This is a genomic window from Mucilaginibacter sp. CSA2-8R, assembly GCF_038806765.1.
GTDB lineage: Bacteria > Bacteroidota > Bacteroidia > Sphingobacteriales > Sphingobacteriaceae > Mucilaginibacter.
This window is the reverse complement of sequence record NZ_CP152389.1, coordinates 1,661,254-1,684,986: the sequence shown is the minus strand read 5'-3', so window position 1 is coordinate 1,684,986 and position 23,733 is coordinate 1,661,254. Positions and strand designations below refer to the sequence as shown.

Genomic DNA, 23,733 nt, shown 5'->3' with positions numbered 1-23,733 from the left:
ATAGAGTCGGGCCTTTTTATATTAAAACCTACCAGTGAGTTTTAGCCTAAATGGAGTAGATAGTATATTTAGGAGTATAACTTAGGTGATTAAGTTATAAAGGAGCAAGACAAGCTTTAATAATGAGTTGTGCTTAACGTGATTAATGGCCCGATCTAAAATTAATTACTCTAAACCGCTGACACCACCTGATATAACAAACTTCATCACCTCAGCAGCGTTCTTTTTGATAGGTTTTACCTTATCGGCCGGAACAATTACAACCTGACCGGCAAACGAGTAAGAATACGGAAAGTACACCGCCACTTCGCCTGGTAAACCCATTTTGGTCATATCTTTTTGTGTCAGAAATCCAATCTTCTTTACACCTGCCGAACCAACTTCCACCAATACTGGTTCGTTAAATTTCTTTTCTTCGCCTACAAAAGCTTCCGTTAAATCTTTGATGGATGAATACAAGAATTTAAATAGTGGTAAACGGTTTAACCAGCGGTAAAACCAGTTTTTAATCGGATCGGTGATTACGTTGGTAACCAACACACCCGCAATCATGATGAGCACAACTACAGTTAAAATTCCTAATCCGGGAATGTATAATGCCTTACCGGTTTTAGGATTAACCCACAATACATCACTTAAATTTAAGGCGTTATCTAAACGAGATACGGCCCAGTATATTAAAAAAGCAGCTGCACCCAAAGGCACAACTACCAGCATGCCTTTGATGAAATAACGTATAAGGGTCCGTGCAACCGTATTCATAAACAACGGCAATTTTACTCATAAAAATACACTCTTTTAACGCGCTGCGAAATATTGGTTAAAATTTCATAGGGAATGGTACCTATTTGTGCGGCCAAATCTTCGATAGTTTGCTGCTCGTTAAACACAATCACCTCGTCGCCTTCCTTCACTTCAACGCTGCTTACATCAATCATACACATATCCATGGCAATGTTACCTACCGTAGGCACTAACACGCCTTTAACCAGCATTTTGCCTACACCATTACCAAAGGCCCGCAAATATCCATCGGCATAACCGATACGTACGGTAGCTATACGCCCGTCTTTAAGCAGGGAGCCGTTGCGGTTATAACCTATGGTGTCGCCGGCTATTATATTTTTCACTTGTGATATACTGGTTTTGAGCGTAGCGATAGGTTGTAAACCATTTAAATGCTCAGGCACGGCGGCATCAATGCCATATAAGCCAATACCCAATCTCACCATGTCAAACTGCGCATCAGGCCAGCGCGTAATAGCAGATGTGTTGGAGATATGTTTAATTACAGGATAGCCCAATGCTTGCTCCATCAGTGCGAACGCCTGTTTAAAAGCCTTAATTTGTTTGCGGGTAAAGGCATCATGCGCTTCGTTATCACTCGCCACCAAATGTGAAAAGATGGATACCACTTTAATGTACGGATTATCCTGTACCAAATCATACAACGTTTCCAGCTCATACTCTTCGAAACCCAAACGATGCATTCCTGTATCAATCTTTAAATGCACCGGATAAGCCGAAATTTGGTGAAGCTGCGCATACCTCACTAATTTATCCAGCATGCCGAAACTGTAAACTTCGGGTTCCAACTTAAATTCCACCATTTTTTCAAAAGCAGATGGCTCAGGGTTAAGCACCATAATGGGCAGCGTAATATCTGCTTGCCGCAAAGCTATACCTTCATCAATGTAGGCCACCGCCAGGTAATCAACTTTATTGTACTGCAAAATGTTAGCTACCTCAAACGTGCCACTGCCGTACGAAAATGCTTTGACCATAGCCATTAATTTAACTCCGGGCTGCAGCTTTGATTTGTAGAAATTAAGATTACCCAGCAGCGCATTGAGGTTAATCTCCAGCATAGTTTCATGCGCCTTTTGGGATAAAGCCCTGCTGATGCGTTCGAACTCAAAGCTACGCGCCCCTTTAATGAGTATAGCCTCGTTATTAAAATTAATTTCTTTACGATGCCGCAGCATTTCGGCTGTTTGTGTATAAAAAAACCTTTGCGGTACTTCGGCAAAAAGATTTTGATGCTGCGAAATGGCTTCGCCTACGCCTATCAGTTTATCCACCCGTTTAGCTTTAACTAAATCGGCAACCCGGCTATACAGGTCATGCGGTGGTAAACCGGACTGATAAATGTCAGACAAAATCAGTGTTTTAATTTTATGCTGATTTTGCTGCTGCAAAAAGTTAAGCGCAATTTCGAGTGAGCGGATATCGGAGTTGTAAGAGTCGTCGATGACCGAACAATCATTAATACCGGTTTTCATCTCCAGCCGCATACTTACCGGGCTTAAATGCTCCAGTTTTTTGTCTGCATCTACAGGGCTATAATCAAGCGCTAACAAAGTAGCCCAGCACAAAATGGCATTCTCTACCGAGGCTTCATCCAAAAAAGGAATCAAACACTCAATTTCTTTACCCTTATAAATGGCTCGCAGGTAAAACCGTTTAGATATTACCGTTTGGCTAAACACATATAAATCGGCCTGCTTAAAATTAAGGCTCCAGGTAAACGTAGTTGTGGCAGGCAGGTCGGCCTGGTACTCCACCAACTGATCGTAATTATGTATAAGCAGGCCGCAGTTTTTAAACAGCTTAAGTTTTTCCTGCACTTTTTGGGTCCGGCTCTCGAAGCCTTCGTCATGGGCAGAGCCTAAATGGGTTAATACGCCGATTGTAGGTTGTATAATGGCCTGCAAGGCATCCATCTCTCCTACCGTAGATATACCCGCCTCAAAAATACCCAAGTCGTTATCTGCCTGTATTTGCCAAACAGACAGCGGCACACCAATCTGTGAATTATAGCTTTTCGGATTTCGCACTACATTTTTATCGGTGCCCATCAACTGATATAGCCACTCTTTCACGATCGTTTTGCCATTGCTGCCTGTAATACCGATAACAGGCAGGTTAAAACGGCTGCGGTGGTGAGCAGCCAGCGCTTGCAGCGCCTGCAGTACATCAGGCACTTCTAGAAAGTTAGCAGCCGGGTAATCACCTTCGGGCACATAGCGCACTACAAAGTCGCGTACACCATGGTTGTAAGCCTCGTTAACAAATGCATGGCCATCGCGCCGACCATCCAGTGCAAAGAATAAACTCTCGGCCGGATTACTGATTTGGCGGCTGTCGGTGAGCAGCACACTGATGTTATTTTCTCTAACAATGTTACCCGAAGCGTAAATAATTTGCTGTACTTCGAGGATAGAATACTGGCTGCTCAACATGGTACTAAAGTGGCTATATTTATGTAAACAGAAGAATTTTTGGTAAATTTGGTTTGCATGGATGAGCCGAAAAAGAAGAGAATTACCGACGAAAAAACTGCCTTAATTAAAGCCGAACAGTTTTGCGCCTACCAGGAACGTTCACAACAAGAAGTGCGCGATAAGCTATACGAAATGGGCATGTACCCTACCGGTGTTGAAAGTGTAATTAGCCAGTTAATTACCGGTAACTATTTAAACGAAGAACGCTTTGCCAGAGCCTATGCTCAAGGCAAGTTTAGGATGAAAGGCTGGGGACGAATAAAGATAAAACAAGGCCTTAAACTTAAAAGAGTACCTGACAAACTCATTGGCAAAGCGCTGCAATTGATAGACGGAGATGAATATATAAGCGTTTTACAAAAAATATTAGAGAAGAAACAATCTCAAATTGGCGAAAGTGATACTTTTAAACGCCGTTACAAACTGCAACAGTATGCCATGAGCCGGGGTTTTGAAAGCGATTTAATAAATGATGTTTTGAAATCCAGTGAGTTATGAAATAGTTAAAAAACTTTTAAATTTTTTATTTGCGGAATAGGTTTATGTGCCTATATTTGCATCACCAAAACGCAAGGGGGTTACGCAAAGCAAAGCCTCCGGAAACAAATGCGAAAGTAGCTCAGTTGGTAGAGCACGACCTTGCCAAGGTCGGGGTCGCGAGTTCGAATCTCGTCTTTCGCTCCAAATCCCTTCTTAACCAGTAAGGGATTTATTTTTGAAAAGGTTAATCACCTGCCCAGGTGGTGGAACTGGTAGACACGCAGGACTTAAAATCCTGTTCGCCTTAAAGCGAGTGCGGGTTCGATTCCCGCCCTGGGTACAAAGCCCTTCTGAGAAATCAGAAGGGCTTTTTTTGTGATGCTATTCGGCTCTGGAAACAGCTCTGAAAGCCTTGGTCTTGGCAATGTAGCATTAAGTACTTGTGTTGGTAGCCCGGTTATCAAAGCAATTCAAGACCGATGTATGATGCACGTGTATTGAATTACTTATAGCGGTTAAACTTTTTCTGCACATTATTACTTACCCAACTTTGTATTCTTTGGTGCAAAGGGCTTTGCTGCGGTGCCAATACCATTTTCTCGCCCACAGTGCTTTTTTGTATCGCTACAATGATGCGTTTACTGCAACAGACTGTCTTGTTTATCACCACTTTATATAGTCCGCTATTGCTAATGGCAACTGTTCCGGTATAATTAATTCATACAATTTTTATATCTAAGCGGTAGCAGAGCTTATTGATTTGATTGTATTTATAGTAGTTTGTGGCGAGTGCAAACAATTGCTTGTTTTTATATCTCAACAATCATCTTCCCTTCGTTCTTACCTTCAAACAAGCCAAGGAATGCTTCCGGCAATTTTTCAAATCCATTCACAATTGTTTCTGAGTAGGTAAGTTTACCTTCTTTAAGCCATTGCGTCAGTTGGGCTGTACCTTCTGTAAATCTTGGTGCGAAGTCGGCAAGGTGCCCAAAAAGTTATAATGTACCTGGTTAAAATATATTGCAAAATCACTCCCGTCGTCGTCACTTTTTTCGTTGTCATCTAACTGCTTAAAAGCACTTCTAAACTGGTTTAATGCGTCTGAAATGATGGTATTTGTGGCGCCCTTTAACAATAGCTGTAAGAAACAAAAGAATGCCAAATGTACCGCGGCTAATTTTAACGATAAATTCAACAAAGCCACATTAGGTTACTTAGCGGCCAGTTTTGTGAGAGCCGAACACAAGATTTGAGACAACTTGCCAATGTGGTAATAAGTAATAAGCAGACAGCTGCCTCTACCTCCGTATAACAACCGTTAATTGATGGAAGATTTTCTGATATAAATCCGAACGGGCACCGCAAATCTTCTAACAGACCGACTGTAAAGATCTGAGGTAGTTAATTAAAACGTTATAGCGAACTGTAAAATGTTGAAAAATGTACTTTAACAGCAAGTAACAGCTACCTGCCTGGTCGTTTATTGATTTTTTAGGCTGATTAAAAGTATATTAATTTAATCCCGCTTCACAACAAACTACACCCTTGTTTTAAAAAATCAGTATTTTAAATTTACGTTAATATATAGTTATATTCGTTATTGGAATGGCAGTGGCTTTAAATAATCTACCCGACCACGAGTTGGCTTTGCACCTAAAAGAAGGTAGTACTTCGGCATTCACGGTTATTTATGAGCGTTACTGGAAACAGCTTTTTGTAATGGCCAGCAAACGTTTGGGAGACGAAGACGAAGCTGAAGAAATAGTACAGGAAATATTTTTGAATTTATGGCGGCGAAGAGAGACATTTAACCTTTCTACAGGTTTTGCCAATTATCTTTCTATAGCTGTTAAGTTTGAGATACTTGATGCCATGCGTAAGCGCGCTCATGTTTCTAAATATAGCCAGGAGCTTACTAATAGCTTTACAGAGGTTGATGAAAGCTTGTTGAAACAGTTAGATATGGACGAATTGCAGCAAACCCTGCAGCTTACCATTAAAGCACTACCAGAAAAATGTCAGCTGGTGTATAAACTAAAATACGAGCAGGGATATTCTCAAAAACAAATAGCCAGCGAACTTAATATATCCGAAAAGACAGTAGAAGCCCACCTTTCAAAAGCCAGAAAAGTACTAAGAGGTAAATTTGGCTACGTTTTATTAGCTTTTCTTGCATTTTATTTTCCCAAAATCTGACTTCAAGGAGTTGAAATTGACTTTTAGCTCTCTGATTGCGCTTTTTAATTAAAAAAGAAGTAAAATATTCCTTAATAGACTAAGGGATTTCCAGCTTTCAAACGGTTTTGTAATAAAGAGTCCCTAAATGTCTTTGCAACAACCGGATGAAAGAATGCTTAAGCTTGCTGAAAAGTGGCTTAACAACACCATTACTCCTGCTGAGAGAAATGAATTTGACCAATGGTACAATTCATTTGATGACACAGTGCATGAAATCAACTCCAATGAAGGCGAAGCCGACTTTAGGGAGCGGATAAAAAAACAGATTTTCTCTCAAGCTAACATTAATCAACCGGGTAATAAATCTGCAATATCACTTTATTCCTGGCTGGGTTTGGCAGCGGCTCTCCTAATGTTTGCCGCAGCAGGCACCTATTTTTTGTTAAACAAAAAATCAGCCCCGGCTTATTACACCCAAACTATCAAGCATGACTTGTTACCCGGGCGCAATAAAGCAATACTCATCTTAGCAGGCGGCCATACCATAACTCTAAATGATGTTTCGACCGGCCAAATTGCAACCGAAGGGGCAGTAGCCATAAGCAAAGCTGGTGATGGCAAAGTAGTTTATAACAGCGCAGGTACAATCACGCCTCAAAATAGTAACGCAGTTGCCTACAACACACTATCAACCCCAAGAGGAGGCCAGTACACATTAACATTATCTGACGGTACAAAAGTGTGGCTTAATGCGGCATCATCCATTAAGTTTCCAACGGTGTTTCAAGGCAGCTCGCGCGAGGTAGAAATTACAGGTGAAGCGTATTTTGAAGTAACTCATAATCCGGCCAGGCCATTTAGGGTAATAACAAACAACCAAAAAGTAGAAGTGCTGGGTACCCATTTTGATGTTAATGCTTACACGGATGAGCCCGACATTAAAACCACTTTGTTACAAGGCAGGATTAAGGTCACCACTAAAAACCAAAACGCTACTTTAAATCCGGGACAGCAAACCCAGGTTAATACCGAAGTATCAGGCGCTGCAATTACCGTAAATACACTTCAAAATGCAAATGAGGCCATTGCGTGGAAAAACGGATTTTTTGAATTTAACCAGGCTGGGGTTGAGTCTGTAATGCGCCAGATTTCCCGATGGTATGATGTAAAAGTTACTTATAACGGCAAAATACCTGATAAAACCTTCAGCGGAACCATTGCACGAAATGTAAATGCCTCGCAAGTATTGGAAATATTAAGCTACTCAGGCTTGCATTTTAAAATTGAAGACAAAAAAATTATAATAACACCCTAAACCTTATCAAATAACCTTAACGCTCACCTTAACCCCTGTTTTATGAACAATTGTTTACAAAAGTAACCCCGCAACTGAGGTGCTCAGCAAAAAGCCGGCAAGTGGTGGTACACTTACCGGCCAAAGGGCTGAGTTAAACCTTTCCTGCTTCATTTGAAGATATGGCAGGACATTAAACTATTTGAAACACAGATTAAACATTAACCCAAAACCCTTACAAAAGTAATGAAATTTAATGCTACTGCGATAGCTATGCCCAAGCTATGGCTGCCTCCTAAAATACTACTGGTTATGAAAATGACTGTACTACTACTCATTGTCGCCTTAACACAGGTAAGTGCTAAAGTTTACAGCCAAAAAATTACAGCAAGTGAAAAAAACATAACACTCAACAAGGCACTTAAAATTATTGGTAATCAAAGTGGCTTTCAGCTCTTTTACAGCGATCAGGATCTTAAAAATCTGCATAAGGTAGATCTGTATTTAAAAGATGCATCCTTACAGGATGCATTAACAGCTTGCTTTGTTAACCAGCCGCTGAATTACAAAATAATTAATAACACAATTGTTGTAAAGCGCCAAGACCCCGCCGTTGCACTAACGGGTAAGGCCGACGTGCAAGCAGCAATACAAGGGCGGGTAGTTGACGAAAAGGGTTCGCCCCTACCTGGGGTAACCGTGAGACAAAAAAATGCCAAAGGCGGTAGCTTAACCAATAAAGACGGCTATTACACTATTAACGCACAAAAAGGCGATGTATTAGTATTTAGCTTTATTGGCTACAAAAGCAAAGAAGTAGCTGTTACCGACCAGCCTGTCCTAAATGTTAGCCTCGACCCTGCGGTAGATGGGCTGGAGCAGGTGGTTGTTGTAGGTTATGGCACTACCAAGCGTAAGGATTTAACCGGCGCTGTAGCATCTGTTGATGTTAACGAAGTTAAAAACGTGCCTTTTACAACTTTTGACCAAGCTTTGGCGGGTAAAGCAGCAGGCGTACAGGTAGTACAGGCCGACGGCTCTCCGGGTGGAGTGGCAAAAATACGTATACGCGGCGGCACATCAATTTTAGGCGGCAATGACCCATTATATATTATTGATGGTGTACAGGTTACGGTGCAAAACAGGTATATCCAAAATGCAGGCGAAGTATCCAATCCCATCTCAAGCAGGGATATTGCCGGAGGTTCTGTAAGTGACGCCTTTGCCCGTGGGTTAAATAGCCTTGGAGGTTTAAACATCAACGATATTGAATCCATTGATATATTAAAAGATGCATCTGCGACGGCCATTTATGGATCTAAAGCAGCGAACGGCGTAGTTATCATTACCACGAAGAAGGGAAAGTATGACCAAAAACCAGTATTGGAGGCAAACTATTGGGTAGGCGTCCAGGACCCTAAAAAGCTGAAGCTGCTTGATGCAGACCAATATAAGATGATTATGAGAGAGGCTGCCCAAAATTTGCTTACTGAACAAAGAAGAGTGGGACGGCCGGCAGATAACGTAGCTACTAATATTGTTAACAATGCAAATTACCTAGGCAATGCCAATACAGACTGGCTCGCACTGGTGTTACGTAACGGCATTACACAAAACGCCGATCTTTCGGTGCGGGGCGGCGGACAAAATTCAAGGTACTACACTTCGCTATCCTATACTGATGTTAAAGGGGTAGTTAAAGGTTCTGATATGAAGCGCGTATCGGGCAAGGTAAGCTTGGACAATAATATCAATTCTCGTTTGCGAACCATAAGCAATATAGATTATGGCTTTAATACCCAGAACATCACTAACGGTGCTTATACCCAAGCCCTTTTAGCACCGCCTACCTATTTGCCTTACCGCGAAGACGGTTCGGTGAACACCTTTTCGACCGAGTCATCAGGGGCTGCCATCGCGGGCGGATTGCGAAATCCGCTAAATCTGTTAAAAGGCATCAACCGCGGACAAACAGCTTCATTACTGGGGTCATTGGCTTTAGAGTGGGATATTATCAAGAATCTAAAGTTCAGGAGCGTTGCATCTATTAATTACAACCAGTACCATCAGCGCAATTACAACCCAGGTAGTGGCCTGGCTGTTAATGGCACAACCGGCCAATACCTAAACGACGGTATTGCAGCTCAGGGACAAACCGAATCAGTTTCGCAACTTTTCGAAAACACGTTAACCTTTAATAAGCAATTTAATGATGATAACCGCATTGATGTAGTGGCCGGTACATCATGGCAAAAAGATACACAGCACTCGTTTTTAGCCCAGGGGCAATACTTTCCGGATGATTTTGTATTGAATGATTTATCATCGGCAGCCGTTACGCTACCTTCAAGCTCTTCGGCTGGCCAAAACTCATTACTGAGTTTTTACGCGCGGGTTAACTACGCTTTAAAGGACAGATATTTATTTACCTTTACAGGCCGCTCAGATGCATCTTCTAAGTTTCCGTCTGCTCACCGCACAGCGGTATTTCCATCTGGCGGTATCGCCTGGCGTATTTCGCAAGAAAGCTTTTTATCAAAAGTTAAATGGCTCGATGATTTAAAGCTTAGGGCAAGCGCGGGCTATACGGGCACCCAAAACATTGGTAATTACCTCTACCGCACTCTTTACTCTCCGGGTACTTACGCGGGCACCAATGCTATTGCTCCCAGCCAGTTAGGCAACAATAATATTAAATGGGAATCAACCCTGCAAAAAGACGCAGGTGTAACTTTTTCACTTTTTAAATCGCGCTTGATAGGCGAGGTAGGTATTTATGAAAAGCGTACCAAAGGCTTGTTATTTGGCGAAAGTTTAGCCCCAAGCGCCGCTTTCGGCAGTGTAATTGCCAACCTGGCAAGCATCCGCAACCGCGGCTTGGAGATTGACGTACGCGGCGACATTATCAGGAGCAAAAGCTTTACATGGAGCGGCTCTACCAACTTCTCATTTAATCGCAGCCTGGTAACCAACATTGATAAAGACTTTTCTGATCCCAATCAGTCACAGCAATATATCGGAAATACCATTATTAGAAATGGCGAACCCATTGGTTTATTTTACGGTTCCAGGTATCTGGGCATCATCCAAACAGCACAGCAGCTGGCCGACTACAAGGCAAAGTACACTTTGTCTCAATTCATTTCGCCGTACTTAAATATTGGCGATCCAATGTATGAGATTAATCCTTTAGGCGGTTTCCCGAGCAGCGAATTAGTAATTGGTAATGCAGCGCCTAAGTTTACCGGTGGCTATACCAACACCATCAATTTTAAAAACCTATCGCTGGTAAGTTTATTCACTTATGCTTACGGCGGTAACATCTACTATCTGGCTGATTTTGCCAACCAGAACGTCAACAATTTAAGCAACAAACAAACTACCATCTTAAACCGCTGGACGCCGCAAAACACAGATACCAACCGGCCAAGAATTATCTATACCGGCAATACCGTTGCTTCACTATCTAATGCTAACATTTACAGTGGCTCTTACGCCAAGCTAAAGTCGGTAACACTATCTTATCAGCTGCCCAAAAGCTTGATGAACAAGTATAAAATACTTACCGCATCGGTTTATGCATCAGCCACCAACCTGTTTACCATAACCAAGTATCCCGGCGTTGACCCCGAAGTAAGCAATGATCCTTACAGCCTGATTAGCGGATACAGTGATAACAGCGGATACCCTACAGTTAAGACGTACACCATAGGCGTGCGTTTAGGATTTTAACGTAACTGATAAAATAAAATGAATAATATATATAAAGTATACGCACTGCTGGCAGCAGCGCTTTTACTAAATACATCATGCAACAAGCAACTTGATGCCCTGCCCGAAAATGCAAAGGTAGAGGGCAATACCATTGTAGACCAGCCATCAGCCAATATTGCTTTAAATGGCGCCTATTATGTGTTTGCCAATGCAGACAATACACAGATAAAATGGAGTGCCAATAAAGTTTTTGGATCAATGGCGGCAGGTTATATTGCTTATGGTGCCGGCTCTTATAGTGAGGAGGTTGACAATTTTGCATTAACTACCTACACCGACCAATGGGGACGTTATTACAGTTTAATAAACACAGCTAACGGGGTAATTGCCGGTGTTAACAACTTAGCCGACAACAAATTTGTTGGTAGCCGCAAATCGCAGATTATTGCCGAAGCGCGATTTTTAAGAGCTTACGCCAGTTTTAAACTACTTAGCCTGTTTGGGCAATGGTTTGACATTAACAGCAAATACGGCATTGTTACTGTCGATCAATTTAACACGCTTACTAACATCAACAAACCGCGCAGTTCGGTAAAAGACAGCTATGCCTTTATTGTAAGTGACTTGGATTATGCCATAGCTAACGGTGCTGCCACTGCAGTAAACACTAATATTTACGCTAATAAATGGACAGCAATGGCCTTAAAAATGCGCGTATTACTTAGCCGTGGCCAAACAGACGACTACCAGCAGTCGGTCAACTTAGGCAATGCCATTATAACCGGAAGCCCATACAAGTTAGAAAACAAGCTACAAGATATTTTTTACACCCGAGGCTTACAAAGCCAGGAGGTTATGTTGGGCGTACAGCCGCAAGCTAATCAGGAATTACTGATCAATAATGAGAATACCAGTCTCAATTTTGGACTGGCGCGGCCTCCGCGTCCTTTTCAGGCTACGGCAGCTTTAAAGAACTTATATGCCGGAGATCCGCGCCAAAGCTGGGTGGTTGGAAATGCAGTAACCGGTAACAAAACCTTCTTTTTTATTAAATATGTGCAGCCAGCGCAAGTACCAACTCAGCTATCCGAAGTAGCTTATGCTTTCCGCTTAACAGAAGTATACCTCATGCTTGCCGAAGCTACAGTGCGCTCGGGCGGCGATGCAAATACTGCAAAATCACTTTTAAAAACAGTATTGAGTAAAGCCGGTGTTACCGATTTTGGTGCTGTTGATGCCGCTGTAACCACTGATGCCCTGTTGATTCAGCTGTATTATGAGTATGCCCGTAACCTGGTTGGAGAAGATGGCAGTGAATGGCTTGCACTACTACGCCTGCCCTTCAACACAGTAAAAACCATAAGGCCGACTATAACCAGCCAAATACAATACATACTACCTATCCCACATTCAGAAATTGTGAACAACCCAAATTTTGGTGACCAGAATCCGGGCTACCAGCGATAAGTATGCATTAAAGCTGTTCACAGCAGCCTGATAATAAAAAGCTCCTTGAAACAAATAGAAATATTTAACTAAAAAAATGAAAAAGATATTTAATGTGCTGGCTTTATCGCTCATATCGCTCACCGGCGCAGCACAATCACAGAATTTTACCATTACCGGCCATATTGGCTCTTTAAATGCTCCGGCTAAAGTGTACCTGAACTACATGACCGACCGTCAGGATCACTTGGACTCATCTACCCTGGTGAATGGCAACTTTAAGTTTGCCGGCAAAATAAAGCCGTATAGTTCTGCACGCATGGCGCTTGATCATCAAGGTGTAGGTAAGGATAGGGCCACACATGGTAGCGATGTTATTTACTTTCACTTTAGCGGCGAAAACCTTATCATCGACTCTAAAGATTCGTTAAGCAATGCCCGGATTACCGGGTCTAAAACGTATGCAGAGTATGCAACCTATGTTAAAGCCGTTGGCCCTATGCCATGGGATATTGATAAAATTTCTAACGCCGAAATAGCAGCAGCTCCTGAACTGGCTTCTGATACAGCCTTTACCAACCAGGTGGCACGCCACCACTTTAAGATGCTGCGCGACTATCAAACCAAAAACCTGCAGTTTGCTAAAAGCAATCCAAACTCTTATTACGCGCCGGTAGCATTATTTACTACTGCCGCAAATGACAAAACAGTTACTGTTGCTGAACAGGTTTTTAAGACGATGCCTCCCCAAATACAGGCTACCGATGCCGGAAAAACAATACAAGAATTTATAAATGCCCATTACCGTCTTAAAGTAGGCGCGGCAGCACCAGATTTTACACAGGTGAACGTTGATGGCAAACCGGTAACATTATCATCTTTTAAGGGAAAAGTGGTGCTGATAGATTTTTGGGCAAGCTGGTGCTCACCGTGCCGCCAGGAAGTTCCAAATATTGTTAACCAGTATAAACAGTATAAAGATAAGGGGTTTGAAATTATATCAGTGTCTCTGGATAACAGCAGATCAAAATGGTTACTGGCCCTTAAACAAGAAAATATGAGCTGGCCACAACTATCCGACCTTAAAGGCGAAAGCAATGCGGTTGCCCGCTTGTATGGGGTATCTGCTATTCCGGCCACATTTTTAGTAGATAAAGACGGGAAGCTGCTTAGCACCGGTTTAAGGGGCGAAGAACTGAATAAGAAATTAGCTGCAATGTTTGCCAATTAATGCTTTGCCGGATAAATAGAAGCTACAGCCCGGTAAAAGGCCACGGCTGGCAAAAAGGCTTTGTTACCATTTTCATATCACTGTTATTGCCAGTAGTTGTAATAGCACAGCACAAGGAAGCCATACAGTTACAGCAACAAATAACAGATGCAGTAGCAAAGGCTCGGCCGGCATGTGTACGCATTTGGGGATATGATACTTTGCTTCATCAGCGTAACAGCGCACAGTTTAGCGGCGTGGTGGTTAAAGATAGTTACATCTTAACCGCCGCGCATGTGGTAACACCAACCAATACTTACCGGGTTATGTTTGCTGATGGCAGTGACTGTATTGCCGTTGCTTTAGGAAAAATAGAGCTTTCGGAAGATAAGACCCGGCCAGACGTTGCCCTGATGAAAATTGTGACCCGAGGCAACTGGCCGTTTGCAGAAATTGGCAGCTCAGCATCATTACAGCCGCATGCGGCTTGTATCAGTATTGCTTATCCGGAGAGCCTTAACTTAGATAAGCCAACGGTGCGGCTTGGTGTAGTAACAGATCCACTTAATGATCGTGGCTTCATTAAATCAAGCTGCATCATGGAACCGGGCGATTCCGGAGGTCCGCTTTTTGATATTGACGGACATGTTATCGGCATTCATAGCGCTATAGAAGTATCAGAAAAAAATAACTATGACGTACCTGTTGATGTATACATGAAGCACTGGCAGGCGCTGTTAACAGCAACCACTTACCATGCCTTGCCACCGCAAAACGCGCTAACGTCCGCAATAATACCTAAGCTCAAAACGTATGCGGTGCTGAAACCGGAAGATATCGCTGCTTTTAAAACTACAAATCAAATACCGGCCGTCGTAGCTATTGAAAGCAGGGCGAATAATAAGGTGAGGCGAATTTTGGGAACTGTGATATCACTTCGCGGAACACCCCTGGAAAAAACAATGGGCACTTCAGTCATTATCTCTAAGAGCTCTATGGTTGATGACTCCGTGATAGTAATCTTTTCCCCTGAAAAAAGAGTGCGTGCTAAAGTAGGTTTTCGGGATAAAACAAATGATCTGGTTTTACTGCATCCTTCGTCACCAATCAATGGCGGCATTACATTTAAACAGTTTGATGCCAATATAATGGCAGCTATGACACCAGGCGCATTTCTGATCTCTCCGCAGGTTGACACTGCAGCAGCGGTAAGTATTTTAGGCAGCGCCGACACTGAATTGCCTAAAGTGAGCAGTGCCGGTTTTTCGGGAGCCACCGCTGCTAAAAGCAGCAAGCCGGCAAAAATATATTTTGTTCGCCCCGGCTCACCGGCGGCACTGGCTGGTATTAAAACAGGAGACGTAGTTAATCAAGTTGGCTTAACCCATATTGATAGCGCTACAGCTTACGCAACAGCAATGTCAACGTACTGGCCCGGAGATACAGTCAGTCTGCACATTAAGCGGGAAAACCAGGAACTGCACTTTGCCCTGCTGTTGACCTATCCCCCACTAACAAGTTCCAGCCACCCTGCCGAGCACTTTGCGGGCGGTAAAAGTAGACGCCGGGACGGCTTTACGCATGTCTACACTAACGATGCAGTGCTAAAACCTGAACAGTGCGGTGGTCCTGTTTTTAATCTGAAAGGAGAGTTCTGCGGTACACAGATAGCGCGCTACAGCAGGGCAAACAGTTTGCTATTACCTGCTGAAGTCTTGCGAGCTTTTATCAACACGGCTTACGGCAATGCAAAGATGGAGCTTCAAAGCAACAGGCAGGCAAAGTGAAACGGAAACATCCATAAAGTTTCAAAATACAGGTTAAGCCGTTCACAAAGTTGTAAAGAAGCTGAATTTTATAGATGCATTGATTTGAGGTTTTGCAAACCCAAATTCACTGGAGCATAAAATCTTTTCTGCTCCGGTGAATAAACTGTAGTATCTTAATAACAGTTGGTTGCATCAAACCGTCAACCAACGCCTGTTCAAAAGCTGTAACTTTATTAATTCACCAGTAACATACGGTGTATTATTTGGGGTGAATGAGTAGCCATTAAACATCCTAAGAGCTTAATAAGCTCTTAGGATGTTTAATATCGAAATGCGGTGTTGCCAATCATGGTCACATTCACTTGATTGTATTCTACCGTCATCATGATGTGTTCCATTCATACTGAACAAACTGCGCCACAGCCAGAGCGTTAGCCTGTTGAGCATTGAGCTTGTCATAAACCTCAGCGGCAGGCATCAGACGTTTATTTAGGGAAACGTTGATTTAGGGCTGTCTGTATCTCTCACTAACTCTGCAGCCGAAGGAATTCTGAGCGTCCTATGCCTTCATTACTCACCTCTTGCAACAGATACCTGATCCCGACTGCAGGTTTTTTTCCAGGCTATACTTCATCAAATAGTGTACGGTGACTTATTTTCAAATTTAAAAGACATGAATATTATGCATATTCTTGATCTCTGCCATCACGAAGGTGCTGTGGGTGCTTCCTATACTCTCGACAGAGCCCAGCTTATTAAATACAAAATCCTGATAATGCTTCATATCTCTGGCAAAAACCTTAAGCAAAAAATCGTACTCACCCGACACATTATAACATTCTACAACCTCATGTATGCTCATAATATCTTCTACAAAATGGTGCCCTATCTTGCGGTCGTGCTGTTTAAGTTTAATATTACAGAACACCATAAATCCGTTACTCAATTTTTCAGGATCGAGCAATGCGATATACTTCTTAATAAATCCACTGCTCTCCAACCTTTTTACCCGCTGAAGAACCGGCGTTGAAGAGAGGTTTACCTGAGCAGAAAGTTCTTTTACCGTAAAACTCGAGTTATTTCCCAGTATCCTTAAAAGCTTTAAATCAATCTCATCAAGTGCATCCATAGTTTAAATCGCTTTCTACACAACAAATGTAAGGTCTTAAAAGATAAAAATTCTATTTTATAATATCCATTAAGCATATTTCACCTATTACTTGCGCGTTAAAAGTTTCAATCTCTTGATTTATACATTTGCACAGCACTTTACACTTGCCACGAGCAGGTGATGTTCTTTGTAATTTTTAACGATCGGATGTGGTTTTACTTAGCGGTAAATGAATAGGGAATTGTGTGTGAATCACGAACTGTCGCGCAACTGTAAGTAACATACCCAAGTTCTTTTCAATTTAGTCCACTGCCAAAAGCGGGAAGGAAGATGAGAACTGTTACAAGTCAGGATACCTGCCCCATCTGTATTGACAATGCTTTCGCGATTAGAAGCTTAAGTCAGATCAATGTTTATGTATGAGGTCTATAACAAAGGCCAATGGGACATCTATGTCTTGTTTTTACGATAAACACAAGTCTAGGGCATCTTCGCATAGCAGAGTTTAAAAACATAAAGAACTTATTATGATGATCATTAACCATTAAAAAAAGTTTAGTACATGTTAACTCAAAATCTTGGCTACCCGCGCATTGGTGGCCAGCGACAACTAAAAAAAGCCTGTGAACAATATTGGGCAGGAAAGATCAACTTTGACGAATTGAGTCAAGTGGCCCGAGCCATAAAAACTGATAATTGGCAAACCCAATTAGAGGCCGGTATTGACCTTATTCCGTGCAATGATTTTAGTTTTTATGACCATGTGCTGGATACCAGCCTGCTGTTAGGCAACATACCTAAACGTTACGCCGAGGTACTTACCGGCGTTAAAGGCAATAGCGAGATCGACTTATACTTTGCTATGGCACGCGGTTATCAAAAGGGTGACTTGGATATAACCGCTATGGAAATGACTAAATGGCTGGATACCAATTACCATTATATTGTACCCGAGTTTAGCGCCAACCAGGAATTCAAGCTGTTTTCAGAAAATATTTTTAGCGAATTCACACTCGCTCAACAACAACTGGGTGCAAAAGCTAAGCCGGTGTTACTGGGTCCGGTGAGTTACCTGCTGTTAGGTAAAGAGAAAGAGGAAAATTTTGATCGCATTGATTTGATTAAAAAGCTGATACCCCTGTATGTTGAGATCATCAATCGCCTTAAGCAATTAGGGGCTGCCTGGATACAACTGGACGAACCTTGTCTTGCACTCGACTTGTCAAAAATAGAGAAGGAGGCATTCGAATATGCTTACCGCTCTATCGCCAATCGTGTAAGCGGTATCAAAATTTTGATAGCGACGTACTTTGAGGGGCTACTTGATAACACACAGTTAGCGGTTAACCTACCGGTTGCTGCCCTGCACATCGATTTGGTGCGTGCCCCTGAGCAACTGGATGAAGTGCTGGCATTTATCCCTAACTATATGACACTTTCTTTGGGTTTAATTGATGGCCGTAACATTTGGAAAAATGACTACGAAAAGTCAATCAACCTAATCAATAAAGCCATATCGAAATTAGGTGCAGATCGCATCATCATTGCACCATCATGCTCTTTGTTGCACAGCCCTATTGATCTGGAGGCGGAAACCACGATCGATCCGGAGATCAGGAACTGGATGGCCTTTGCCAGGCAAAAGCTGTTTGAGGTAGTTGAACTAAAACAGATTGCACAAGGAGATCATACGCTATTAGCTGCAAACAAAGCGGCCATAGCTAGCCGCCGCACGTCTGTTAAGGTACATAAGCAAAACGTTAAAGACCAGGTAGCAGCCATTACGGAAGCTGATGCTTCGCGCAAAAGCCCATTTCCTGTACGCCAGCAATTGCATCATGAACGTTTTAGTCTGCCGGCTTTCCCTACCACCACTATTGGGTCATTTCCTCAAACAGAAGACATTCGGCAATTGCGTGCCAAGTTAAAGAAGGGCGATCTGACACCTGAACAATACGAAAAAGCCATCAGGGAAGCGACTGTGGAGGTGATACGCTGGCAAGAAAACCTTGGTTTGGATGTACTGGTGCACGGAGAGTTTGAACGTAATGATATGGTGGAGTATTTTGGTGAGCAGTTGGACGGCTTTCTGTTTACTAAGAATGGCTGGGTACAAAGCTATGGCAGCCGTTGTGTAAAGCCTCCGGTGATTTACGGCGACGTAAGCCGCCGGCAGGACATGACCGTGCATTGGATTACCTTTGCCGCCGCGCAGACCAAAAAGCTAATGAAAGGTATGCTGACCGGACCCGTAACTATACTGCAATGGTCTTTTGTGCGCGATGACCAGCCGCGCGACATAACCACCAACCAGATTGCCTTAGCAATACGTGATGAGGTATTGGCGCTGGAAAAAGCAGGCATCGGTATTATACAGATTGATGAGGCAGCCATACGTGAAGGGTTACCCCTGCGCAAAGCCAAACACCCTCACTATCTGGACTGGGCGGTAAAAGCCTTCCGCATTACGGCTGGTGGTGTTGAAGACCAAACGCAGATACATACCCACATGTGCTACAGCGAATTTAACCAGATTATTGAGCATATTGCAGCTATGGACGCCGATGTAATTACCATTGAAACCTCACGTTCACAAATGGAGCTGTTGCATGCTTTTGCCCATTTCAAATATCCGAATGAGATAGGCCCAGGCGTATATGATATACATTCGCCCCGGGTACCAACAACCGATGAAATGGTGTCACTTTTAATTAAAGCTTCTGCCCTGTTACCAGCACAAAACCTTTGGGTGAATCCGGATTGCGGTTTGAAAACCCGGAAATGGCCGGAGACTAAAGCGGCACTCGAAAACATGGTTGCCGCAGCTAAGGCAGCCCGTGAAAAGATCAGCGTTTAAGGCAATATTTGATACGGCGGGCGTAATGCCCACCGTATTCTTAGTAATGCTTTTTAGAACGTCATAAGCGTTTACAGAACAAAGCTATATGCTTATATTCTTCTTAGTTACCGGTCGTACCGGCTTCATTGGCGCAGGGCCTTATTATATAGATCCCTCGATTAATCGTTTAATTTTATGTGATGTGCAGATGGCACCATTCTGTAACAAACACAATGTTGAAAATTGGTGGTCAGACGACTTTGATAGTTATTTATCGAAATAACCTTATCCCTTGAGTTGCATCCACGTCAGTGAGGTTAAGGCAAAGCGGTATTTCCCATGCTGCATTCGGGTAACTAAATAGCGGAATGCTGTTAAGCAATGCGTGATAGTATCCACTTAAACCCTTTTATAAAACTTTTGCTCACAATTTTTAAAGCCGCAGAATGCGCAGGGAATAAAAATCGTATCTGTCAACGTTGGTTGTTTAAGATAAATAAACCCTAATTAAGAAGCTGCAGGTTTGTTAACACATAAGTCAGGAAGGCTTAACGCTAATTTGTAATTCTAAAATATAAATACAGTCACGGTGTTAAAATAACATTCAGTCTTAGTTCTCCGATAAGTATAATTTTTGAAGCTGAAAGCTGGACTTATACTTTTCTGAATCCGGCAATGCGAAGATTGCCAATCAAAACTTTGGCACCATTGTGATAAGACAAAGGGGCACTCAGATAGAAATTTTTGGTTTCGGATGGCAGAAATAATTCTGTATCCGTAATTTTAGTTTTGTCTAAATATAGCACAAACCGGTCCCCATCCACCATTATAGAAACATGCATCGAACGATTGTTATAAGGAGTTAAATCAAAATTGGTAGATAAATACTTGCCGTGCGCATTACCCACAACAATATCATCATTATTATAATATTGCAGCGTAGTATGGGCTCCATCCTGCTGTATATATCCCCTGACACTATTGTCATTAGTAAAACCGAAAATTACAGGATCGACATCACTTACTTTGTCTGCAGCAACAATGATATCAAACTCTACAGTGAAACGTTTTGGGTAAAAAAGCTGCTTAGTAAGCCTGTACGTGGCGTTGGCCTCCATTAACAGCCATTTCCCAGGCATATCATCCAACGTGGCTACCGTGGCAGATCCGTTCGTTTTAAGTGATCTGACGGTAGCTCCAGCCGGCACTGCAGAAAAGCTTTCCACAAAAAGCACAGAATCTCCAGAAGAAAAATCGAAAGCAGCATTCACTTTTAATCTTTTATTTCCGGACACAGGCTCTGTTTTAGGCTCTTTTTTCCCATCCATCATTTCGCCTGCTTTTTGCGCTGCTCTGTCTTTCGCTTTTTGCAGCAACCCGCCGAATTGCGCCTGAGCGTTAGATGTAATTAAAAAAACAGCGACAGTACCAATAATGATTGCTTTGTATTTATTCATAGCTTGAAATTCTTCAGCTTAAACATAAAAGTTGTGTTTTAGTTTAATAATTCACTATCTGTCACAACTTATTGAATCATTTAGTTTAAGTGCAATAAAGCAGTAATAAACGCCTATTGCGTTGTACTCCCGTCTCGAAGCAAGTCGGCTAAAAGTATGTCAGCGTATTTAACCAAAAATGCTTAATTATAAAAGGCTCTTTCATTTAAGCTTAAGGAAGTTGCAGCAGCCGAATATATAAGGACTTTTTGTATAAAAGCATTTATAGGCAAAATATGGTTCAGCAGGGGCCCTGCACTCATCAAAGGATGCTGTTAATTATTTTTAAGTTCAACATGCCAATGCGCTACTATGGCGTCCAGTTCCTTTTTTGTCAGATAGGTTACTGCACCATGCTTCGGGCTTGTAAAATTGGTCGTTTTCATGACACCATCGTTGAAGTGTTTCAGGTCCTTGAAGTGATTAAAGTTGGTTGTTTCGCTAAATCCCATGTTGCTGGGGCGGGCGCCATAAACGTCATACATTAAAACATAGGTGTTGGTGCCAATACGTTTAAACACGTTTGGAGCTTCTGTAGATACTTGCTCAGGGTCTATCCGGTGTTCTTTATCGGGTTGGTAACCAGTGTTAATTTTATCAGAAACGGCGTGCCAAATCTTAGCACCTGCAACAAAAAACATTTGGTATTCATTTCCTACCTTAGTAATATCGGCATCAATACCACCAACTTCGTTGATGCGCTTCGGAACGGTTTCGAGTTTGGTAAAGTTTGCATTTGCATAGGCGTAATAAATGCCAGCATCCTTATTGTTATAACGGATAGTAAAATAAACCATCATTTTCTTGGCTGTTGGGTCATAGATCGTTTCGGGTGCCCAGGCACAATCAATATCTCCCAGCTCCGGAAATGCCTTATCGACACGAAAATCTGCATGTGTCCAATGTATCAGGTCGTACGATTTCATGAGTACCAGCGCCCGGTTATTGCCCCAACCGTATTTTTCGTGGGGCCGCTCCCATTCCGTATCGCGGTAGCCGGCACGCTTACCAAATATATGCAGGTCTGTCATAGCCAGATAGAACGCCCCATCCGGACCTCTGGAGATGTGCGGATCCCGGACACCCTTTTGCTCAGCAAGCCCGGAGCCAATAAAAACCGGTTTGCCGTTATTAATATCCGTGAAGGTATAACCATCAGCGCTGACAGCGAGGTATGCAGACTGGTCCTGGTCTTTAAAGTAGACTAATAAATAAGCAGCCAAATCTTTTTCACTGAACTTTCTGTTTGGCTGCTTAATTTCTTGTACGATCTGAATACCGGGAGTACCTGTGGTTTGAGGGCCGGTTACCGACGGCTGGGAAAAAGCAAGTGTATAATGGAACACCATTATTCCCAAAATGAAGATATGCCTCGCAAACCGGTTAGGCAGAATAGTATGTAAATGTGCTTGTACCATAGTAATTCTTTTTAAACTAATGTTAACCAGTTGAACTTAAACAAGTTGATGCATATAACTACTATATAAATTGCCAGTTGTCAGGATGAATCACCCATAAATGCTAATCTACAGGAGTTATAATATCTTGAATGGCAATATTGTCTAAAATGACGATAAAAATGTAGAAAGCTGCAAAATGCTATGATAGCAAAGGCAACAACTTCATGATACCCTACACGGATGCGCTCGGCCCTGCCAAAATCATTGTTACCACAACAGAATTTAATGATTTCACTATACTCCTAAAAGGTCACTTATCGTCTGCCGACTTATATTACAGCCAGATGCGAAATAGCTTTAAATACAAGACCATTAAGATCTTGACACCCAGAAAACAAAAAAGCCCTCTTTTCTTCTTACTTTTGTTCATTAAAGATTTTCGCGATTCCTTTCCTCTACCCTGTTCTGCAAGCTGAGGCTATCATTTTAAGGATTCCTTTGATAAACGGCCTTTAGATGGCTTTAAATCTTTAGTGTTCACGTTATAATTAAGACACAACATGAGGCAGCTTAAAATTAGTGAGTCAATCACCAACCGCGAGAGCGCATCCTTAAATCAATATTTATCAGACATAGCCAAAATACCTATGGTTACCGCTCAGGACGAAGTCACCCTGACGCAGAAGATCCGGGAAGGCGACCAGGCGGCATTGGAAAGATTAACCACGGCTAATCTTCGTTTTGTTGTTTCGGTGGCTAAGCAATACCAGAGTTCGGGTATGACGCTGGGCGACCTGATTAATGAAGGTAACGTCGGTTTGGTTAAAGCGGCCAAACGTTTTGATGAAACCAAAGGCTTTAAGTTTATTTCTTATGCTGTTTGGTGGATCCGCCAGTCTATCTTGTCGGCCATTGCTGATCAGTCGCGCATGGTTCGCCTGCCGCTGAACCAGGTAGGTGATATCTCGAAAATCGCTAAGTCGGCTTCCCGGCTTGAACAGGTTTACGAGCGGCAACCCACACCAGAAGAACTGGCAGCAGATTTAGAAACAACCGTAGAAAAGGTTACCGGTTCCCTGGCCAATTCGGGCAAGCATCTCTCCTATGATGCGCCGTTTTCGAGCGAGGAAACCAACACTTTGCTGGATGTATTGACAAGCGCCGAGCCAGGTGCCGACAAAGCTATGATGAATGAATCACTGAGCGTGGAGGTATCTGAAAGCATGTCTATCCTTGGCCAGAAAGAAAGAGACATTCTGGAAATGTTTTTCGGGCTAAAAAACCAGCATGCACATACCCTGACAGAAATTGGAGACAAATACGATCTTACTCATGAACGGGTAAGACAAATAAAAGACAAAGCTTTAGCCAGGCTGCGCAACAGCAGAAGAACAAGCGCCCTGAGAAGCTACATGGGTTAAGCCTCAATATTTTACAATTGCTGTAAGCTTAAAGGTATCTATCAGCACAGCAAATCCCGTTTCTCCCGGCCGACCGCAATCAAGATATAAT

Annotated in this window: 15 protein-coding genes, 2 tRNA genes and 1 riboswitch; of the genes, 11 read left to right on the top strand and 6 right to left on the bottom strand. The window is 42.6% G+C overall.

Going from position 1 to position 23,733, the window contains the following annotated elements:
- Positions 1-165: 165 nt before the first annotated feature.
- A complete protein-coding gene (locus AAGR14_RS07315) occupies positions 166-762 on the bottom strand; it encodes a DUF502 domain-containing protein (protein WP_342647937.1) in 597 nt (198 codons plus the stop codon).
- 14 nt (positions 763-776) lie between these two features.
- Complete coding sequence (locus AAGR14_RS07310) at positions 777-3,242, bottom strand: bifunctional UDP-N-acetylmuramoyl-tripeptide:D-alanyl-D-alanine ligase/alanine racemase (RefSeq protein WP_342647936.1); 2,466 nt, start codon at positions 3,240-3,242, stop codon at positions 777-779.
- Between the two features lie 57 nt (positions 3,243-3,299).
- Here AAGR14_RS07310 and AAGR14_RS07305 point away from each other — a divergent pair, with 57 nt between their 5' ends.
- From AAGR14_RS07305 to AAGR14_RS07295, 3 genes are all read left to right on the top strand, one after another.
- Positions 3,300-3,782 (top strand): regulatory protein RecX, encoded by a 483-nt coding sequence (locus AAGR14_RS07305; RefSeq protein ID WP_342647935.1) that lies wholly within the window; start codon positions 3,300-3,302, stop codon positions 3,780-3,782.
- A gap of 110 nt (positions 3,783-3,892) precedes the next feature.
- Positions 3,893-3,968 (top strand) — tRNA-Gly (locus AAGR14_RS07300).
- Between the two features lie 50 nt (positions 3,969-4,018).
- Positions 4,019-4,104: transfer RNA gene (locus tag AAGR14_RS07295), tRNA-Leu, on the top strand.
- 597 nt (positions 4,105-4,701) lie between these two features.
- Here the strand turns inward: AAGR14_RS07295 and AAGR14_RS07290 are convergent.
- Positions 4,702-4,959, bottom strand: coding sequence for a hypothetical protein (locus AAGR14_RS07290; protein WP_342647934.1), 258 nt, complete (start codon positions 4,957-4,959; stop codon positions 4,702-4,704).
- Positions 4,960-5,369: 410 nt separating this feature from the next.
- Between AAGR14_RS07290 and AAGR14_RS07285 the strand changes: the two genes are divergently transcribed.
- The 6 genes from AAGR14_RS07285 (at position 5,370) to AAGR14_RS07260 (ending at position 15,393) form a co-directional block, all read left to right on the top strand.
- The gene (locus AAGR14_RS07285) at positions 5,370-5,960 is read left to right on the top strand and encodes an RNA polymerase sigma-70 factor (RefSeq protein WP_342647933.1); all 591 of its coding nucleotides are present in this window, start codon (positions 5,370-5,372) and stop codon (positions 5,958-5,960) included.
- A gap of 154 nt (positions 5,961-6,114) precedes the next feature.
- The gene (locus tag AAGR14_RS07280) at positions 6,115-7,257 is read left to right on the top strand and encodes a FecR domain-containing protein (protein ID WP_342647932.1); all 1,143 of its coding nucleotides are present in this window, start codon (positions 6,115-6,117) and stop codon (positions 7,255-7,257) included.
- Between the two features lie 225 nt (positions 7,258-7,482).
- Positions 7,483-10,968 carry a TonB-dependent receptor gene (locus tag AAGR14_RS07275; RefSeq protein ID WP_342647931.1) on the top strand — a complete coding sequence of 1,162 codons (3,486 nt, stop codon included), beginning with the start codon at positions 7,483-7,485 and terminating at the stop codon, positions 10,966-10,968.
- A gap of 18 nt (positions 10,969-10,986) precedes the next feature.
- Positions 10,987-12,417, top strand: a complete 1,431-nt coding sequence (locus AAGR14_RS07270; RefSeq protein ID WP_342647930.1) for a RagB/SusD family nutrient uptake outer membrane protein — start codon at positions 10,987-10,989, stop codon at positions 12,415-12,417.
- A gap of 76 nt (positions 12,418-12,493) precedes the next feature.
- Positions 12,494-13,627 (top strand): TlpA disulfide reductase family protein, encoded by a 1,134-nt coding sequence (locus AAGR14_RS07265; RefSeq protein ID WP_342647929.1) that lies wholly within the window; start codon positions 12,494-12,496, stop codon positions 13,625-13,627.
- An 86-nt stretch (positions 13,628-13,713) separates the two neighbouring features.
- On the top strand, positions 13,714-15,393 hold the full coding sequence (locus AAGR14_RS07260) for a trypsin-like peptidase domain-containing protein (RefSeq protein WP_342647928.1): 1,680 nt from the start codon (positions 13,714-13,716) through the stop codon (positions 15,391-15,393).
- A 646-nt stretch (positions 15,394-16,039) separates the two neighbouring features.
- Here the strand turns inward: AAGR14_RS07260 and AAGR14_RS07255 are convergent.
- Positions 16,040-16,504, bottom strand: coding sequence for an Lrp/AsnC family transcriptional regulator (locus AAGR14_RS07255; RefSeq protein WP_342647927.1), 465 nt, complete (start codon positions 16,502-16,504; stop codon positions 16,040-16,042).
- A 175-nt stretch (positions 16,505-16,679) separates the two neighbouring features.
- Positions 16,680-16,865, top strand: a riboswitch (cobalamin riboswitch).
- Between the two features lie 183 nt (positions 16,866-17,048).
- On the opposite strand from AAGR14_RS07255, the gene metE reads away from it, so the two are divergent.
- Complete coding sequence (gene metE, locus AAGR14_RS07250) at positions 17,049-19,343, top strand: 5-methyltetrahydropteroyltriglutamate--homocysteine S-methyltransferase (protein WP_342647926.1); 2,295 nt, start codon at positions 17,049-17,051, stop codon at positions 19,341-19,343.
- Positions 19,344-19,978: 635 nt separating this feature from the next.
- Here metE and AAGR14_RS07245 read toward each other — a convergent pair.
- Together AAGR14_RS07245 and AAGR14_RS07240 are read right to left on the bottom strand one after the other, a co-directional pair.
- Complete coding sequence (locus AAGR14_RS07245) at positions 19,979-20,782, bottom strand: hypothetical protein (protein ID WP_342647925.1); 804 nt, start codon at positions 20,780-20,782, stop codon at positions 19,979-19,981.
- A 314-nt stretch (positions 20,783-21,096) separates the two neighbouring features.
- The gene (locus AAGR14_RS07240; protein ID WP_342647924.1) at positions 21,097-22,239 is read right to left on the bottom strand and encodes a glycoside hydrolase family 43 protein; all 1,143 of its coding nucleotides are present in this window, start codon (positions 22,237-22,239) and stop codon (positions 21,097-21,099) included.
- Between the two features lie 542 nt (positions 22,240-22,781).
- Here AAGR14_RS07240 and AAGR14_RS07235 point away from each other — a divergent pair.
- Entirely contained in the window at positions 22,782-23,642 is an 861-nt protein-coding gene (locus tag AAGR14_RS07235; RefSeq protein WP_342647923.1) for an RNA polymerase sigma factor RpoD/SigA, read from the top strand.
- The last annotated feature ends 91 nt before the right edge of the window (positions 23,643-23,733 follow it).

Bases quoted from the DNA above. Each gene is read 5' to 3' on its own strand.
- AAGR14_RS07245 (WP_342647925.1), bottom strand. From the start codon at position 20,782: ATGAATAAATACAAAGCAATCATTATTGGTACTGTCGCTGTTTTTTTA.
- AAGR14_RS07275 (WP_342647931.1), top strand. From the start codon at position 7,483: ATGAAATTTAATGCTACTGCGATAGCTATGCCCAAGCTATGGCTGCCT.
- AAGR14_RS07280 (WP_342647932.1), top strand. From the start codon at position 6,115: ATGCTTAAGCTTGCTGAAAAGTGGCTTAACAACACCATTACTCCTGCT.
- AAGR14_RS07240 (WP_342647924.1), bottom strand. From the start codon at position 22,239: ATGGTACAAGCACATTTACATACTATTCTGCCTAACCGGTTTGCGAGG.
- AAGR14_RS07265 (WP_342647929.1), top strand. From the start codon at position 12,494: ATGAAAAAGATATTTAATGTGCTGGCTTTATCGCTCATATCGCTCACC.
- AAGR14_RS07285 (WP_342647933.1), top strand. From the start codon at position 5,370: ATGGCAGTGGCTTTAAATAATCTACCCGACCACGAGTTGGCTTTGCAC.
- AAGR14_RS07270 (WP_342647930.1), top strand. From the start codon at position 10,987: ATGAATAATATATATAAAGTATACGCACTGCTGGCAGCAGCGCTTTTA.
- AAGR14_RS07315 (WP_342647937.1), bottom strand. From the start codon at position 762: ATGAATACGGTTGCACGGACCCTTATACGTTATTTCATCAAAGGCATG.
- metE (WP_342647926.1), top strand. From the start codon at position 17,049: ATGTTAACTCAAAATCTTGGCTACCCGCGCATTGGTGGCCAGCGACAA.
- AAGR14_RS07310 (WP_342647936.1), bottom strand. From the start codon at position 3,242: ATGTTGAGCAGCCAGTATTCTATCCTCGAAGTACAGCAAATTATTTAC.
- AAGR14_RS07255 (WP_342647927.1), bottom strand. From the start codon at position 16,504: ATGGATGCACTTGATGAGATTGATTTAAAGCTTTTAAGGATACTGGGA.
- AAGR14_RS07305 (WP_342647935.1), top strand. From the start codon at position 3,300: ATGGATGAGCCGAAAAAGAAGAGAATTACCGACGAAAAAACTGCCTTA.
- AAGR14_RS07235 (WP_342647923.1), top strand. From the start codon at position 22,782: ATGAGGCAGCTTAAAATTAGTGAGTCAATCACCAACCGCGAGAGCGCA.